Source organism: Luteimonas sp. J29 (assembly GCF_000472505.1).
GTDB lineage: Bacteria > Pseudomonadota > Gammaproteobacteria > Xanthomonadales > Xanthomonadaceae > Luteimonas.
In genome coordinates, this window is record NZ_AWZR01000013.1 from 74,099 (window position 1) to 89,302 (window position 15,204).

Below are 15,204 nucleotides of genomic sequence, written 5' to 3' on the forward strand. Positions count from 1 at the left end.
GCGACCCCATGCGCACGCTGTACCCGGACATCGAACCCTTCGACAGCGGCATGCTGCCGGTCGACGGGCGCCACACCCTGTACTACGAGCAGTGCGGCAACCCGAAGGGCAAGCCGGTGGTGCTGCTGCATGGCGGTCCGGGCGGCGGCTGCAGCGCCAAGATGCGGCGCTTCCACGACCCGTCGAAGTACCGGATCGTGCTGTTCGACCAGCGCGGCGCCGGACGGTCGACCCCGCACGCCGACCTGGTCGACAACACCACCTGGCACCTGGTGGCCGACATCGAAGCGCTGCGCGAGCACCTGGGCATCGAGCGCTGGCAGGTGTTCGGCGGTTCCTGGGGGTCCACCCTGGCCCTGGCCTACGCCCAGTCGCATCCCCTGCGGGTGACCGAACTGGTGCTGCGCGGCATCTTCATGCTCCGCCGCTGGGAGCTGCAGTGGTTCTACCAGGAGGGCGCCTCGCGCCTGTTCCCGGAGGCCTGGCAGCAGTACCTCGCCGCGATCCCGGAGGACGAGCGGCACGACCTGATCGCCGCCTACCACCGCCGCCTGACCTCGGAGGACGAGGCCACGCGCCTGGCCGCCGCGCGCGCCTGGAGCGTGTGGGAAGCCGCGACCTCGTTCCTGCACGTCGACCCCGACTTCGTGAACAGCCACGAGGATCCGCGTTTCGCCCTGGCCTTCGCCCGGATCGAGAACCACTACTTCACGAACAAGGGCTTCTTCGAGGTCGACGACCAGCTGCTGCGCGACGCCTACCGCATCGCCGGCATCCCGGGCGTGATCGTGCACGGCCGCTACGACGTGGTCTGCCCGGTGCAGAACGCCTGGGACCTGCACCAGGCCTGGCCCAAGGCCGAGCTGGTGATCACGCCGGCGTCCGGCCACTCGGCGTTCGAGGCCGAGAACGTCGACGCGCTGGTGCGCGCCACCGACGCCTTCGCGTAGCGCGCCTGCCGGTACCAGGCGGCGGGGCGCAGCGGGCGCCCGTCCGGCGAAGGGGGCGGTCGCGGTGGTGTCGCGATCGTGCCGGCCTGCCTCCTCGCCGCAACGTTGCGGACTGGCCTGGATGCGCCCCCGTCGCGTGCCGCGGCGGCGCGGTGCGCAGGGTCAGGAACGCGCGAACCTGTCCTGGAGCGCGGTGAACAGTCGCGCAAGGCGTTGCGCCCATGCCTGCTGTCCCGCCTCGTCGGCGATCAGGTCCTGGCGGATCTCCAGTTCGACGTGCGGCAGGCCGCGGCGCTCGGCGTGCACCGGGATCGCATAGTCGGTCGCGTCGCTCACCCGGTAGGGCTCGTTGTCGCCGACCACCAGGTCGCCCTCGTCGCGCAGCGCCTCGAGCAGCGCATGGGCGAAGCGCGCGTCGCGCTGGTAGAGCACGCCCGCGTGCCACGGCCGGTCATTCCCGGCCATCGAGGGGGTGAAGCTGTGCATCGCCACCAGGACCACCGGCCGGCCGGCACTGGCGCGGCGGTCGAGTTCGGCCGCGATGCGCGCGTGGTAGGGCTCGAAGATCTCCGCGATCCGCTGCGCGCGCTGGTGCGCGTCGAGGTCGAGGTTGCCCGGTACCGGCGTGCCGTCGCTGCGCTCGACGATCGAGCCGGGCGAGTCGAGCGGCCGGTTGCAGTCGATCACCAGCCGTGAGTACGCCTGCAGGATCGCGCACGCGTCCAACCGTTCCGACAGCCGCGCGGTGGTGCCGGCGATGCCGATGTCCCAGCCGATGTGGCGGTCGAGTTCGGACTGCGGCAGCCCGAGCCGCCCCAGCGCGGACGGCACGGCCCGGCCGGCGTGGTCGGCGATCAGCAGGAATGGCGAGCGCCCGCCCTCGCGCAGCACCTGGACCGGTGCGGGATCCAGCGGCGACAGCAGGGTGGCGACAGGCTGCATGGCTCAGTCGCGGCGCGATCCGTCCAGCGCGTGCTCGAGCATCCACAGCCCGGCCCACAGCTTCAGGTCCAGCTCGAAGCCCTCGCGCTGCTTCTGCATCAGCCAGGCCGGCGCCTGCGCACGCGGCACCGTGTGCACCGTGATCGATTCCAGGCCCACGCCGCCGCCGTCGCCGACCCTGCGCAGGTCCCAGGCCCGCACCAGCGCGATGCGCTCGTTGCTCATGCCGGGCGTGGTCGGCCCCATCACCAGCACCTCGACCCGGCCGGGCTCCCAGCCGGTCTCCTCGACCAGTTCGCGTCGCGCCGCGGATTCGAGCGTGTCGCTGCCGTCGTCGTCGCCGACCAGCCCGGCCGGCATCTCGATGGTGCGCTTGCCCAGCGCCGCGCGCGGCTGCTCGACGAACAGCACTTCGTCGTCCGGCGTCACCGCCACCACCAGCACCGCGAGCCCCTGCCCGCCGTGGGTGCGCTCGCAGGCTTCCCAGGTGCCGCGCCGGACCAGGCGCAGCCACCTGCCTTCGTACAGCAGTTCGGTCTCGTCGGTCTTGGTCTGCATGGGCGCGATGTTAACCCGCCCGGTCGGGGCGATCAGGGCAGGGGCGGCTCGCCCAGCCCGGCGGCCGCGTACAGGCGCCGCCGCGTGAGCGGGCCGAAGCGCAACCGCGCGCAGAGTTCGGCCAGGGCCGAGGCATCGGCGCTGCCGCGTGCGAAGCGGGGCGCCGCTTCGCCCAGCGGCGCCTCGCGCGAGATCGTGGTCAGCTGCCGGCACAGCAGCGCCTGTTCGCGATGCAGGCGCAGCTTCGCCGCGGCCTGGGCCGCGCCGCGGAAGCGCAGGAACCCGACTTCGTCCACCCGCGCCAGCAATGCGTCGAGGCTGCCGAAATGCGACAGCAGCACCGCCGCGGTCTTGGCGCCGATCCCGGGCACGCCCGGGATGTTGTCGATCGCGTCGCCGCACAGCGCGAGGTAGTCGGCGATCTGGTGCGCCTCGACGCCGTGGCGCGCACGCACGTCCGCCGCGCGCCAGCGCTGGCCGCGGGCGAAGTCCCACTGCTCGTCGTGGCCGTCGAGCAGCTGCGACAGGTCCTTGTCCGCCGACACGATCACGCCGCGGTGGCCATGCGCGCGCGCCTGGTGCAACGCGCTGCCGATCAGGTCGTCGGCCTCGTAGCGGTCGTGCGCCAGCACGTTCAGCCCGAGCGCGGCCGACAGCGCCTTGCAGTGCGCGAACTGGCGCCGCAGTTCCTCCGGCGCCGGCGGCCGGTTGGCCTTGTAGGCCGGGTACAGGCCGTTGCGGAAACAGCTGTCGAGCGCTTCGTCGAAGGCCACTGCGATGTGGCGCGGCCGCTCGCGTTCGAGCAGATCCAGCAGGAACCGGGCGAAGCCCTGGACCGCGTTGCACGGCTGGCCGTCGGCGTCGCGGAATTCGTCCGGCATCGAGTGCCAGGCGCGGAATACGTACAGGCTGGCGTCCACCAGGTACAGCGGTACGCCGGCCGCGGGCGCTCCCCCGGCGGCGTTCACAGCGACAGGTCGGTCAGCAGCGCGCGGGGGTCCGGCCGGTCGCGCTCGGGCACCTCGGCGGTGGGGGTCCCGAGATGGATGAATCCGGCGATCCGCTCGTTCGCGGACAGGCCCAGCAGGCCGTGCACGTCCGCGTCGTAGGCCGGCCACCCCGTGACCCAGCTGGCCCCGTAGCCTAGCGACTGCGCGGCCTGGAGCAGGGCGAAGCAGGTGCAGCCGGCGCTGAGCAGGCGCTCCTGTTCCGGGATCTGTCGATCCTCCGGGTCCAGCACCGCGACCACCGCCACGACCACCGGCGCGTGGCAGAACCGCTGCCGCTCCTTCTCGACCATCGCCGCACTGGCGTCCGGCTCGCGGCGCAGCAGGATCCCGGCCAGCGCCTCGCCGAGGCGGGCTCGGACCGGGCCCGCGATCCGGATGAACCTGAACGGAACCCGCTTGCCGTGGTCGGGCACGCGGACCGCCGACTGCAGCAGCCGGAGCAGGCTGGCGTCGTCGGGACCGGGCTCGCCGAGCATCCGGGCGGGGACCGAGCGGCGCGAATCCAGCGGAATCGGGCCGGATGAAGAGCTATTTGCGGATGCAGTCACAGACGTGGCGCCACTTAGGCAGAATGATGATGACCTAGAAGGTGCATTGTCCCCCCAAAATGACACTTCGTGCCGTTCCGACAGGTTTCCCGCCGGGCCGCGCTGGTTCGCAGCACGCCCCTGCGCGTGTCCTGGAAGCCCTCCGGCACGAGGCGGTGACCGAACTGGGCGGCGTGCTGTCCGGGTTCTGGAGCGGGATCGAGGAACAGGTGCGCCTGGCCGCGCTGGCCGGGCACGACTACGTCGCGGTGCAGGAGGACCGGGTCGCGGTGATGGCCCTGAGCCATCGCGCGCTGGAACTGGCCACCCGCTTCCGCGAGGCTATCGAGAAGGAGTTCGAGCGCTGGGAGCAGGCGTCTGACGAGCCGCAGCCGCGCGAGCGTTCGCTGACCCTGATGTCGGAGTCGGAGCTGGAGGTCCACCTGGCCGGCCAGCAGATCACCGAGCTGCTCGACCACCAGTTCCTGCACCCGCTGGCCCAGCTCGACGAGCGGCTGCGGCAGCTCTCGAGCGCCCTGGGCATCGACCGGCGCCGCCCCAATCCGCTGCGTCCGGAAGTGGCGGTGAACGCCTTCGTCTCGCTGTTCGGCCCGGACGACCTCACCGCCGGCCTGCGCTCGATGGTGTTCCAGCAGTTCGACAAGCGCCTGCCCAAGGTGCTCGGCGAGCTGTACGAGAAGGCGAACGCGATCCTCGACGCGGCCTCGTTCTCGGGTCTGGCGCCCGAGGCGCGGCGTACCGCGCCTCGGGCGCGTCCGCCTGCCCCCGCCCCCCATGGGGAGGCCGAGGGCTGGGTGCCCGATGGCGGGGTCGTTCCCCACATCGGCACCGGCGGCGACACCGGGCCTGGGGTCCAGGCGCGACGCGGCGGACAGGACGAGGCCGAGGCCGGTGCCGGCATCGGGGGCGGGCAGGGCGGAGGCCACTCCGCGCCAGCGCCGGGCGGCGCCTACGACGGCAGGCACGGCCGCCCCGCGTCGCCGGCGGGCGGCGCGGGGGAAGCCGCCCCGGCGCGGGACGACGTGGTGGCCGAGGCGCTGGCCAGCGGCCGCCCGTTGCGTTACCGCGACCTGGTCCGCGACCAGCTGCGCGCCTGGCGCGAGCGCAACCGTGCCTCGGCGCAGGACAGTCTCCAGCCGCTCGATCCGACGCGCGGCCTGGCCGCGTCCGAGCCGGCCCCGGGCGCGACCCACGTCCTCGGGACCGCCGAACTGCTCAACCTCGCCTCGCTGCTGCAGGGCGACGATCCCGAGCCGTTCGAGAAGGTCCTGGCCGGCGAAGACGGGCGCCCGCTCGCCGAGGTCATCCGCCACGCCCTGCTCAGCGGCGTGCGCCAGATCGGCTTTGACCCGGCCAATACCCGCTTCAGCAGCGACGAGGAGGATGCGATCGACCTGATCGGCATCCTGTTCCAGTCGCTGTTCGACGCCAACGACCTGGTCGGCCAGGCCCGCCAGCTCTACGGCAAGCTGGTGGTGCCGTACCTGAAAGTGGCGCTGACCGACGATTCGCTGTTCAACCGCCGCAGCCACCCGGCGCGGCGCCTGCTCGACGCCGTCACCGAGGCCTGCGACGGCAACGAGGGCAAGACCCCGCAGGACCAGGAAACCCTCAACCAGGCCGGCCACGCGGTGGACCGGGTGGTGGGCGAGTACGGCGAGGACCAGGCGATCTTCGAACTGGCCGCGGCCGAGCTGCGCGACCACCTGGACCAGCAGCGCCGTCGCGCCGAACTGACAGAGAAGCGCGCGGCCGAGGCGATCCATGGTCGCGAACGGCTGCAGCAGGCGCGCCGCAGCGCCGCCGACCTGGTGGCCTCGCGCCTGTCCGGACGGCCGCTCACCGCGGCGGTCGCCCACTTCCTCGACCGCCACTGGCGCCACTACCTCACCCAGACCTGGCTGCGCGATGGGCCGGATTCGCCGCGCCACCTGTCGGCGATCAACCTGGGCGACGCGATGGTGCAGGTGGACGCCGACGCCGCCGAAGTGCGCGGCGCGGTGGTCGCCGGCCAGCTGCTGGCGCTGCAGGTGCCGCTGGGCGAGTGCTACGCCAGCTGCGGCATGGAGGCAGGCTCGGCCCGCGACGCGATGGCCCGGATCATCTCCGCGCTGGCGCTGCCCGACACCCCCCGTACCGTGCACCAGCCGCAGCCGGAGGAGCCGACCGACGAGGACGACGGCGTGCTGCGCGTGGCCGGCGGCAACGCCCAGCTCGCGTTCGACCCGGCGATCGCGGCGCGCATGCGCCGGTTGCGGGTCGGCCAGGGCCTGCGCCTGGTGGACGAGGACGGCCACGAGAGCGCCGGCCGGATCGCCTGGATCAGCCCGCTCACCGGCCGCTTCCTGATCGTCAACCGCCGCGGCGTGCGCAAGCTGGTGGTCTCGCCGGAGGAGCTGGCGGTGATGGTGGCCGAGGGCCGCGCCCAGGTGCGCTCGGTGGACTCGCCGTTCGACGAGGCCATGAAACAGCTGTGGCAGCGGATCAACGCGACCTCGCAGGAGCTGTCCACGCCGCCTGGTCCGACGCTGGGGACCGGCACCGCCTGACCGCCCGGTCGCCGCGGCGAGACGGTCACATCCGGATCCATCGCCCACGCACGCACCGCGCGTCGCGCCCGCCCTGGCGATTCGCTAGGATGGCGCCGACAGTCGTGGGGAGGATCGCATGGCGGTGATCATCGGGGTGGCGCGCGAGAGCGCGCCGGGCGAGCGCCGCGTCGCGCTGACGCCGGAAACCGCGAAGAAGCTGATGGCGGCCGGCGCGGTGGTGCGCGTGCAGAAGGGGCTGGGTGCGCTCGCGCGCTTCCCCGACCAGGCTTACGCCGATGCCGGCGCCGAACTGGTGGACGGCGACGTGCTCGCCGACGCCGACGTGGTGCTGTGCGTGCAGCCGCCGCCCGCGGCCGCGATCGCGGGCATGAAGTCCGGCGCGGTGCTGGTCGGGGCGCTGCACCCGCAGGCCGACGAGGCGCGCGCGGCGGCGATCCGCGAGCGCGGCATCGTGGCCTTCCCGCTCGAACGCCTGCCGCGCACCACCCGCGCCCAGGCGATGGACATCCTCAGCTCGCAGGCCGGCATGGCCGGCTACAAGGCGGTGCTGATCGCGGCCCAGCTGGCGCCGCGCTTCTTCCCCATGCTGACCACGGCCGCCGGCACCATCCGTCCGTCGAAGGTGCTGGTGGTGGGCGCCGGCGTGGCCGGCCTGCAGGCGGTGGCGACGGCGCGGCGCCTGGGCGCGCAGGTCGAGGGGTTCGACGTGCGCCCGGAGACGCGCGAGCAGGTCGAGTCGCTGGGCGGCAAGTTCCTCGACCTCGGCGTGAGCGCGGTGGGCGAGGGCGGTTACGCGCGCCCGCTCACCGACGAGGAGCGCGCGCTGCAGCAGCAGCGCCTGGCCGACCACATCCGCGGCATCGATGCGATCGTCTGCACCGCGGCGGTGCCGGGGCGCCCGGCGCCGAAGATCATCAGCGCGGCGATGGTGGACGGGATGAAGCCCGGCAGCGTGATCGTGGACCTGGCCGCCGAGACCGGCGGCAACTGCGAACTGACCCGTCGCGGCGAGACCTTCGAGACCGCCAATGGCGTGATCGTGGCCGGTCCCATGGACCTGGCCAGCATGGGCGCCCTGCACGCCAGCGAAATGTTCGCCCGCAACCTCTACAACTTCGTCTCGTTGCTGCTGCGCGGGGGCCGGCTCGAGTTCGACTGGGACGACGAGCTGCTGGCCAAGACCGTCTGGCCGGAGCGCGAGGCGGCCCCGGCCTGAACCGGTGGCCGGCCGCGCGCGGCGCCGCCCGGTCAGCGCGGCGGCGTCTCCCGCGGCGGATGCGCGTCCACCCAGGCCTTGCGCTCGGCCGGGGTCATCGCCTTCCAGCGCTCGACCATCGCCTTGCGCTCGGCCTCGGGCAATCCGCGGATGTGCTCGAACAGCGCCCGGGCCTGGCGGCGCTGTTCGGGCGGCATGTCGTGCCAGCGGCGCATGCCGTGGCGTGCGTGCTCGCGCTGTTCGGGCGTCATCGACTGCCAGCGCCGCGCGTGTTCGAGCATGTGCTGGCGCTTCTCCGGGGGACTGGCGTCCCAGCGGTGGCGCACCGGTGCAAGCAGGAGCTCGCGCTGTTCGGCGGTGAGGCGGTCCCATTCGGGCAGCGGCGTGGACGCGGCGTCCTGCGACTGCGCGACCACCGCCAGCGGGGCGAGGGAAAGCGCCAGGACGAGGATGCGGATGCGGGCGGGAATGCGCAGGGCCATGGCTTACTCCATCGCGAGCAGGTCGGCGTCGCCCGAAGCGAGCCAGACGAAGAAGTCGGGGTTCTGGTCGAGGTCGTCGAGCACGGCCTCGATGCCGGGATCGCTCGCCGCGGCGAGCTGCGGGACAGGCTGCGGAGGCGGCGCATCGCCGGCCCAGCGCAGGCCGATGCCGAGCCCGGCGCCCAGTACCAGCAGCGAGGCGAAGGCCGCGGCCGGCAGCCGCCAGCGCGGCCGCGGCGCCGGCGTGGACAGCGCGGCGTGGCGACGACGGTGCAGCTGCGCCATGGTGCCGGCCGACACCCGGGCCTGCGCGTCGGCATACGCCCGGCGCGCGGCCTGGTCGAAGCGGGCCTGGCCCGTGTCGTCGATGTTCATCGGAATTCCTCCAGTTGCTTCTGCAGGGCTTCGCGGGCGCGGAACAGGTGGGTCTTCACCGAGCCCTCGCTGCAACCCATGACCTTCGCGGTGGTCTCCACGTCCAGTTCCTCCAGCACCCGCAGCGTGAACGCCTCGCGCTGGCGCGCAGGCAGCCCGCGCAGGGCGCCGGCGAGCCGGGACCACGCCTCGCGGCTGTCGTGCTCGCGCGCCGGATCGGGCGTGGCCTCGTCGGCCCAGTCGATCTCGCCGCCGTCCTCGTCGCGCGCGTCGCTGAACCATTTCAGGCGGAAGCTGCGCCGGCGCTGCAGATCGACGATGCGGCTGCGCAGCACGGCCCAGAACAGCGGGGTCCACTCCGCGGCGGGACGGTCGCGGTAGGCCAGCATCTTCGCCATCGCGTCCTGGACCGCGTCGAGGGCGTCCTCGCGGTGGCGCAGGCCGAGTTCTGCGAAGCGGAACGCGCGGGCCGAGACCGCTGCCAGGAACTGTTCCAGCGTCGCGGGCACCTCGGCTTCGGCGGCGTGCGTCTCCACGGGCGCCAGCCTAACCGCTGCCGCCGTCGTGGGAGCGCCGAGGCCCGCGCGGGCCTGTCCGCCCTGGTATCCACCATCCATCCGAAGTTGCACCGGAAACCCTGGGTCTGACCGGTCAACGCCCGGGGGCGGCCCGGGTTGACGGCTCCAGTCCCGGTTCAGCGCCGGTTATGATGCGCGGCACAGCACAGCGGGAGGCGGGGATGAGCGACGGGTTCGTGGCCTTGTACATCTTCATGCTGGCGGCCATCGCCGGCCACGTGATCATCTCGCGGGTGCCGGTGATCCTGCACACGCCGCTGATGTCGGGCAGCAACTTCATCCACGGCATCGTCCTGATCGGCGCGATCGTGGTCCTGGGCCACGCCGACACCACCCTGGAGAAGGCGATCGGCTTCGTCGCGGTGCTGATGGGCGCCGGCAACGCCGCCGGCGGCTACGTGGTCACCGAGCGCATGCTCGAGATGTTCAAGCCCTCGAAGAAGCAGGAGCCGTCGGCATGAGCGGGCCCGCGGTCGTGCACCTGGTGATCGGCAGCAGCTACCTGGCCGCCGCGACGCTGTTCCTGCTCGGCCTGCAGCGGATGGCCTCGCCGCTGACCGCGCGCAGCGGCATCCGCTGGGCCGGCCTGGGCATGGTGATCGCCACCGTGGCCACGTTCTTCCTGCCCGGCCTGCATAACCTGCCGTTGATCCTGGCCGCGGCGGTGCTCGGCACGGTGGTGGCCTGGGTGTCGGGCAAGCGGGTGGCGATCACCGACATGCCGCAGATGGTGGCGCTGTACAACGGCCTGGGTGGTGGTTCGGCGGCGGCGATCGGCGCGGTGGAACTGCTGCGCTGGTCCTCGGCAGGCGTGGCCGCCGGCCCGGTGCCGCTGGTGCTGGCGCTGCTGGGCGCGCTGATCGGATCGGTGGCCCTGTCGGGCTCGATCATTGCCTGGGCCAAGCTCGACGGGCGCATGGACAAGCGCTACGCGTTCCCGGGGATGCAGGCATTCAACGCCCTGGTCGCGGTGGGCACGGTGGCGTTGGCGGTGGTGGCGGGCTGGACGCTCGGCCTGCACTGGGTGGTGGTGTTCTTCATCGCCGCGCTGGCACTGGGCGTGCTGATGACGCTGCCGATCGGCGGCGCCGACATGCCGGTGGTGATCTCGCTGTACAACGCGTTCACCGGCCTCGCCGTGGCGTTCGAGGGCTACGTGCTCGGCAACGAGGCGCTGATCATCGCCGGCATGATGGTCGGCGCGGCCGGCATGCTGCTGACCCGGCTCATGGCCAAGGCGATGAACCGCTCGATCCGCAGCGTGCTGTTCTCGAACTTCGGCGGGGCAGGGGCCGAGGGCGCCGAGATCACCGGTTCGCAGAAGCCGATCGAAGCGGCCGACGTGGCGGCGATGATGGCCTTCGCCGAGCGCGTGGTGATCGTGCCCGGCTACGGCATGGCCGTCGCCCAGGCCCAGCACAAGATCTGGGAGCTGGCCCAGCGGCTGATCGAGCGCGGGGTCAAGGTGAAGTTCGCGATCCACCCGGTGGCCGGCCGCATGCCCGGGCACATGAACGTGCTGCTGGCCGAGGCCGGCGTGCCCTACGACCTGATCGCGGACATGGACGACATCAACCCGGAGTTCCCGACCACCGACGTGTCGCTGGTGATCGGCGCCAACGACGTGGTCAATCCGGTGGCCAAGACCGACCCGGCGAGCCCGATCTACGGCATGCCGATTCTGGACGTGGTGGACTCGAAGAACGTCATCGTGATCAAGCGCGGCAAGGGCACCGGCTTCGCCGGGATCGAGAACGCGCTGTTCTACGCCGACAACACCCGCATGCTCTATGGCGACGGTGCGGCGATGGCCAACGCGCTGGTGAGCGAGCTCAAGGCGCTCGACGGCGGCCACTGACGCCGCCGGTCATGCGGCCATCCGGCTCCCGGGATCGCGGTGCTGCTGCCGCGCCTGCCCGGTGGTCATGCCGAAGGCGTTCCTGAACGCCCGGCAGAACGCGCTCTGGCTTTCGAAGCCGAGCATTTCAGCGATCTCGCACACCGGCATCCCGCTCTCCATGACCAGCCGCCAGGCGCGCTGCAGGCGTAATCGTGCCGCGTACTCGAAGGGCGTCTCGCCGAACACGTTGCGATAGCTGCGGACCAGGTGGCAGGGCGAGTAGTTCGCGTTGGCGGCGAGGGTGGCCAGGTCCAGGCGACCATCCTCGCCGTGCTCGATCAGGTGTCGCACCCACAGCAGTCGCATGAGCGTCTGCCTGCGGCGGCGCAGGGTGCGCCCGGTACAGCGCGCGAGCAGGTCGCGCAGCGATTGCTGCCAGTCCAGCAGTTCCTCGCCCAGTGCCCAGAGCGCGGTCCCGGCCAGCAGGCCGGCGTCCGCATGGCGGGCCATGCGCGCGGCGCGCACGGCGAGTCGTCGCAGCGCACGGGGGCAGGCGTCGTGGTACGGAAACAGCGCGGACGCGCCATCCGCGTGCGATTGCAGGACCGGTTCCCAGGCCTGCGGCGCGCCGCAGACCGCGATCCACCCCGCGGCGCGTCGCACCTCCACGCGCAGCGGCCGGTCACGCCACACGAGCGCCTTGCCCGGCGAGACGCGCCAGCGGGAATCGGGTCCGGTCATGTCCAGTGCGCCGGACAATGGCACCCAGAGGGTCACCCATCGGGCGGGGGCGAGGACCTGGAGGCTGCGGCCACCGGCAGCCAGCACGTGAAGGGCATCGGGCGGTGAATCGGCCAGGTCGAACCGGGTGAAGGAACGAAGCGCATGGGAACGCACTGGCGTCCCGGAACGCCCCGCGAGATCGCCGGACAGGCCGACGGCGACGGCGGCCGCAGGCGGGATCTCCGTGCACGTGGGGTGGTGGTGATGGAACTGCTTGATCGAACCTGCTGAATCCATCTGCACGGATTGGCGTTGCGATGACAGGTTTCAGGCTACCGGGTCCAACTGGCCTCGTGCGGTCCCAATTCATCCGGCATCGAGGGGGCCAATTGCACGCGGCCGGCCGGGCGCCGGACGGCGAATCCCGCGTGACCCCGGACATGGCGACGGCCCCTCTTGCGGGGCCGTCGCCAGCGGGCATCGCCGGGAGGAGATCAGAACCGGAAGTTCACCCCCAGCGTGATGTAGCGGCCGATGGCGTCGTAGAACGTCGGGAACGTGTTGCCGCTGTTCTGCGACGTCGAGCCGGTGTCCGCGCCAATGATGGGCGGCTTCCGGTCGGTGAGGTTGCCGACCGTCAGGCTGATGTCGGCGTTGAATGGCGCCCTGTACGTCACCGCGAAGTCGAAGTAGTTGGTCGACGGGATGTGCCTGAAGTCCTCGAGGATCTCCTCGGCGATCGGCTCGTAGTCGATCGCGTCCAGGTGCCGCCAGATCAGCGACAGGCCGACGTCGTGGACGGTCCAGGTCGTGCGCAGCGCGGACTTGAGCTTGTGGCTCGGGGTGCAGCTCTTGCTGTAGTAGCCCAGGCAGTCGCGCATTTCCGAGGTGGGCGTGGCCTGGAAGTCGTCGCTGAGATAGCGGGTGAGGTCGAGGCCGAAGTCGAGCGAGCCCAGGGCACCCGGCAGCGGCGTGGTGTAACGGATGCCCAGGTCGACGCCGTCGCGTTCGATCCTGCCGAGGTTGGAGGTGAGCAGGGCGATGCCGCGTGCCTCGGAACCGTTGAAGGTGCCGTTAGCCGGCGAGCGCCCGATCAGCGCGCAGTCCTCGTTGAACTCCATGCCGGGGTTGCGGTCGCGCGAATAGCAGCCCTCGATGACGTCGGCCACGCTCTTGGAGGAGACTGCGTCCTCGATCTCGATCTTCCAGTAGTCAAGGGTCAACGCGAAGTCGTTGGATGGCGTCCACACCAGGCCGACGGTCTGTGTATCGGCGAGCTCCGGCGCGAGCGCGGGATTGCCGCCGATCAGGACGTTGACCTGTCCTGAAGAAGGCTCGTCGACGCCGCCGATGAAGGGCAGTGGTACGCCGGTCATGCGGCACAGGTTGGACAATGTTCCCGGCGTATTGGCTTCGGCCAGGTTGATGGCGCTGCCTGCGCAGGGGTCGGTGCTGAGGTTGTCCAGCGCGGTCAGCTGCGGCGTGAACAGCTCGGCGACATTGGGCGCGCGGGTGGCACGCTGGAACATGCCGCGCAGGCGCAGGCTGTTGACCGGCGACCAGTCGAGGCCGTACTTCCAGCTGCCGTAATCGCTGCCTGTCCCGGCCCCGGTCTTGAAGTCTGTCCGGCGATAGCCCAGTTCCATGGACAGCTTCTCGGCGCCGGTCTTGCCGCTGACCAGGGGGACGATGGCTTCGACGAAGCCTTCGATCAGCCTGAAATCACCGTCGGTGTCGGGCGAAGGTGCGCCCGTGCCCATGACCTCGCCGAGGATCTGCGAGGCGGCATCCGACCGGGTGTAAGCCAGCATCTTGCGGTACTCGGTGCCGGCAGCGATGCCGATGGGATAGTCGGACCAGGGGCTCTTGAACCCTCCGAGGTCGCCGGACAGGGTGAAGGCGACGTTGTTTTGTTCCACGTCCTGGGTCAGGTACGCGTTGAGGTTGATGAAGTCCACCATCTCGGGCGTGATCGATCCCTCGAAACCCCAGACATTGAGCGGCACACAGCCGTTGCTCGGATCGACGCATTCGGTGGTGCTCAGTGCGTTGAGGGCCTGGCGCACCTTCGACAGCGAACCCCAGTTGACGCGCGTCTGCAGCTGGCTGGATTCGCCGTGCGACCAGAACGCGTCGTAGCGCCAGCTGTCGCCGATGTCTCCGCGCACGCCAACCGTGGTCTGGAAGGTCCTGGTGTTGAAATCGTTGATGCGCGGTCCGAACTCCTCGATCCGGCGGAAGATGCTCATCGGAACCAGGGTGGTACCGCCGGGGCCGGACACGCAATCGGCGGCCGCGATGCCACGGACCTCGCAGACCTGCTGCCGCATCGCCTCCGGCATGTAGGGATTGCCGATCGGGACATCGATGACCTCGCCGAAAATGCCCGAGGCGGCGACGTTGGAATCGACGCGCGAACGGGTGTAGCTCAGGTCGGCGTACACCTCGGCACTGTCGTTGAGCTGGAAGCGGCCCAGTGCGGTCGCCTGATAGCGATCGAGGCCGGTCTGGTAGTAGTTGGCGGGGTTGTAGTTATATAGGCTGAAGGTGGGCACCAGTCCGCCGGTCTCGGGATCGATCTGGCGACCGCTGATGCTGGGGATGTTGGCAGGATCGACGCTGGCGACCGAGAAGCGCGCCGGGATCGCAGTGCCGGAGCCGCCCGGCTCGCCGGTCGTCGAGCTGAGTGCGTACACGCTCCAGGGACGGTCGCCCTGAAGCACCGGGTCCACCTTCGATTGGCTCAGGCTCAGGACCACGTTGCCACGTCCATCGGCGCTGTTGGCACCGATAGTCAGTTCCATGCGCTGGCGCGCGCCGTCGCCGTACTTGGACTGGCCGTAGGAGGTCGAGAACTCCATGCCCTCGAAGTCCCGGCGCAGCATGAAATTGACCACGCCCGCGACCGCGTCCGCGCCGTAGACGACGGAAGCGCCGCCGGTCAGGATGTCGACGCTCTGCAGCAGGGACAGCGGGATCGTGTTGGTGTCGACGATGCTGCCCAGGTTGTAGGGCACCGGCCGGCGACCGTCCACGAGCACGAGGGTGCGGTTGGCGTTGCCCGCACGGTTGAGTCCGCGCAGGTCGATCGTGGCCGCGCCGGCGGTACCGTTGTTCATGCCCGGGCCCATGCTGGGCGTCATCGCGGGCACGTTCCTGACGAACTCCTCGACAGCGACGGGTTGGGTCAGCGTGAATTCGTCGCGGTCGACCGACATGACGGGGCTGCTCGACGTGACGCCGGGGACGGCGATGCGACTGCCGGTGACGGTGACGGCGTCGAGGCTGGTTGGCGTGGGCTGCGCGGAAGACTCCTCGCTGGCGTCCTGCGCGTTCGCGCTGCCGGCCAGGGTCGCGCCGGCGAGACCGGCGACCAGCGCGGTCACGATAGCGTCGCGCAGTCGGTGGGTTCTTGGGATCATCATCCTCT

At 71.2% G+C, this 15,204-nt stretch carries 14 protein-coding genes; 5 read left to right on the plus strand and 9 right to left on the minus strand.

Annotated features, from left to right (window positions below; genetic code table 11):
* Positions 1–8 precede the first annotated feature (8 nt).
* Complete coding sequence (gene pip, locus LUTJ29_RS0113665; RefSeq protein WP_027073010.1) at positions 9–950, plus strand: prolyl aminopeptidase; 942 nt, start codon at positions 9–11, stop codon at positions 948–950.
* Positions 951–1,112: 162 nt separating this feature from the next.
* Here pip and LUTJ29_RS0113670 read toward each other — a convergent pair whose 3' ends face one another.
* Genes LUTJ29_RS0113670 through LUTJ29_RS0113685 form a run of 4 tightly spaced genes read right to left on the minus strand, consistent with a single transcriptional unit; the run spans position 1,113 to position 3,936 of the window.
* Positions 1,113–1,892, minus strand: a complete 780-nt coding sequence (locus tag LUTJ29_RS0113670) for an N-formylglutamate amidohydrolase (RefSeq protein ID WP_027073011.1) — start codon at positions 1,890–1,892, stop codon at positions 1,113–1,115.
* 3 nt (positions 1,893–1,895) lie between these two features.
* A complete protein-coding gene (locus tag LUTJ29_RS0113675) occupies positions 1,896–2,450 on the minus strand; it encodes an NUDIX hydrolase (protein WP_027073012.1) in 555 nt (184 codons plus the stop codon).
* Positions 2,451–2,482: 32 nt separating this feature from the next.
* The gene (locus LUTJ29_RS0113680; protein ID WP_027073013.1) at positions 2,483–3,418 is read right to left on the minus strand and encodes a 5'-3' exonuclease H3TH domain-containing protein; all 936 of its coding nucleotides are present in this window, start codon (positions 3,416–3,418) and stop codon (positions 2,483–2,485) included.
* On the minus strand, positions 3,415–3,936 hold the full coding sequence (locus tag LUTJ29_RS0113685) for a nitroreductase (protein ID WP_051323026.1): 522 nt from the start codon (positions 3,934–3,936) through the stop codon (positions 3,415–3,417). The genes LUTJ29_RS0113680 and LUTJ29_RS0113685 overlap by 4 nt, the downstream gene beginning before the upstream one ends.
* Positions 3,937–4,067: 131 nt before the next feature.
* Between LUTJ29_RS0113685 and LUTJ29_RS0113690 the strand changes: the two genes are divergently transcribed.
* On the plus strand, positions 4,068–6,557 hold the full coding sequence (locus LUTJ29_RS0113690) for a DUF1631 family protein (protein ID WP_084524885.1): 2,490 nt from the start codon (positions 4,068–4,070) through the stop codon (positions 6,555–6,557).
* A gap of 118 nt (positions 6,558–6,675) precedes the next feature.
* Positions 6,676–7,776: an NAD(P) transhydrogenase subunit alpha gene (locus LUTJ29_RS0113695; RefSeq protein ID WP_027073016.1), complete on the plus strand. Its 1,101-nt coding sequence runs from the start codon at positions 6,676–6,678 to the stop codon at positions 7,774–7,776.
* A gap of 32 nt (positions 7,777–7,808) precedes the next feature.
* On the opposite strand, the gene LUTJ29_RS0113700 is transcribed toward LUTJ29_RS0113695, so the two are convergent.
* The 3 genes from LUTJ29_RS0113700 to LUTJ29_RS0113710 are packed head-to-tail and all read right to left on the minus strand — an operon-like array spanning position 7,809 to position 9,178.
* Positions 7,809–8,258, minus strand: coding sequence for a DUF3106 domain-containing protein (locus tag LUTJ29_RS0113700; protein WP_043741501.1), 450 nt, complete (start codon positions 8,256–8,258; stop codon positions 7,809–7,811).
* Positions 8,259–8,261: 3 nt separating this feature from the next.
* Entirely contained in the window at positions 8,262–8,633 is a 372-nt protein-coding gene (locus LUTJ29_RS17545; RefSeq protein ID WP_051323027.1) for a hypothetical protein, read from the minus strand.
* On the minus strand, positions 8,630–9,178 hold the full coding sequence (locus LUTJ29_RS0113710; RefSeq protein ID WP_051323037.1) for an RNA polymerase sigma factor: 549 nt from the start codon (positions 9,176–9,178) through the stop codon (positions 8,630–8,632). The genes LUTJ29_RS17545 and LUTJ29_RS0113710 overlap by 4 nt, the downstream gene beginning before the upstream one ends.
* A gap of 194 nt (positions 9,179–9,372) precedes the next feature.
* Between LUTJ29_RS0113710 and LUTJ29_RS0113715 the strand changes: the two genes are divergently transcribed.
* Positions 9,373–9,672: an NAD(P) transhydrogenase subunit alpha gene (locus LUTJ29_RS0113715; protein ID WP_027073019.1), complete on the plus strand. Its 300-nt coding sequence runs from the start codon at positions 9,373–9,375 to the stop codon at positions 9,670–9,672.
* Entirely contained in the window at positions 9,669–11,069 is a 1,401-nt protein-coding gene (locus tag LUTJ29_RS0113720; RefSeq protein ID WP_027073020.1) for an NAD(P)(+) transhydrogenase (Re/Si-specific) subunit beta, read from the plus strand. The genes LUTJ29_RS0113715 and LUTJ29_RS0113720 overlap by 4 nt, the downstream gene beginning before the upstream one ends.
* A gap of 9 nt (positions 11,070–11,078) precedes the next feature.
* On the opposite strand, the gene LUTJ29_RS18205 is transcribed toward LUTJ29_RS0113720, so the two are convergent.
* Complete coding sequence (locus LUTJ29_RS18205) at positions 11,079–12,071, minus strand: AraC family transcriptional regulator (RefSeq protein ID WP_084524887.1); 993 nt, start codon at positions 12,069–12,071, stop codon at positions 11,079–11,081.
* Positions 12,072–12,268: 197 nt separating this feature from the next.
* Positions 12,269–15,199 (minus strand): TonB-dependent receptor, encoded by a 2,931-nt coding sequence (locus LUTJ29_RS0113730; protein ID WP_232221220.1) that lies wholly within the window; start codon positions 15,197–15,199, stop codon positions 12,269–12,271.
* Positions 15,200–15,204: the final 5 nt, after the last annotated feature.

Bases quoted from the DNA above. Each gene is read 5' to 3' on its own strand.
- LUTJ29_RS0113690 (WP_084524885.1), top strand. From the start codon at position 4,068: ATGACACTTCGTGCCGTTCCGACAGGTTTCCCGCCGGGCCGCGCTGGT.
- LUTJ29_RS0113720 (WP_027073020.1), top strand. From the start codon at position 9,669: ATGAGCGGGCCCGCGGTCGTGCACCTGGTGATCGGCAGCAGCTACCTG.
- LUTJ29_RS0113685 (WP_051323026.1), bottom strand. From the start codon at position 3,936: ATGCTCGGCGAGCCCGGTCCCGACGACGCCAGCCTGCTCCGGCTGCTG.
- LUTJ29_RS0113695 (WP_027073016.1), top strand. From the start codon at position 6,676: ATGGCGGTGATCATCGGGGTGGCGCGCGAGAGCGCGCCGGGCGAGCGC.
- LUTJ29_RS0113730 (WP_232221220.1), bottom strand. From the start codon at position 15,199: ATGATGATCCCAAGAACCCACCGACTGCGCGACGCTATCGTGACCGCG.
- LUTJ29_RS0113700 (WP_043741501.1), bottom strand. From the start codon at position 8,258: ATGGCCCTGCGCATTCCCGCCCGCATCCGCATCCTCGTCCTGGCGCTT.
- LUTJ29_RS17545 (WP_051323027.1), bottom strand. From the start codon at position 8,633: ATGAACATCGACGACACGGGCCAGGCCCGCTTCGACCAGGCCGCGCGC.
- LUTJ29_RS18205 (WP_084524887.1), bottom strand. From the start codon at position 12,071: ATGGATTCAGCAGGTTCGATCAAGCAGTTCCATCACCACCACCCCACG.
- LUTJ29_RS0113670 (WP_027073011.1), bottom strand. From the start codon at position 1,892: ATGCAGCCTGTCGCCACCCTGCTGTCGCCGCTGGATCCCGCACCGGTC.
- LUTJ29_RS0113715 (WP_027073019.1), top strand. From the start codon at position 9,373: ATGAGCGACGGGTTCGTGGCCTTGTACATCTTCATGCTGGCGGCCATC.
- LUTJ29_RS0113675 (WP_027073012.1), bottom strand. From the start codon at position 2,450: ATGCAGACCAAGACCGACGAGACCGAACTGCTGTACGAAGGCAGGTGG.
- pip (WP_027073010.1), top strand. From the start codon at position 9: ATGCGCACGCTGTACCCGGACATCGAACCCTTCGACAGCGGCATGCTG.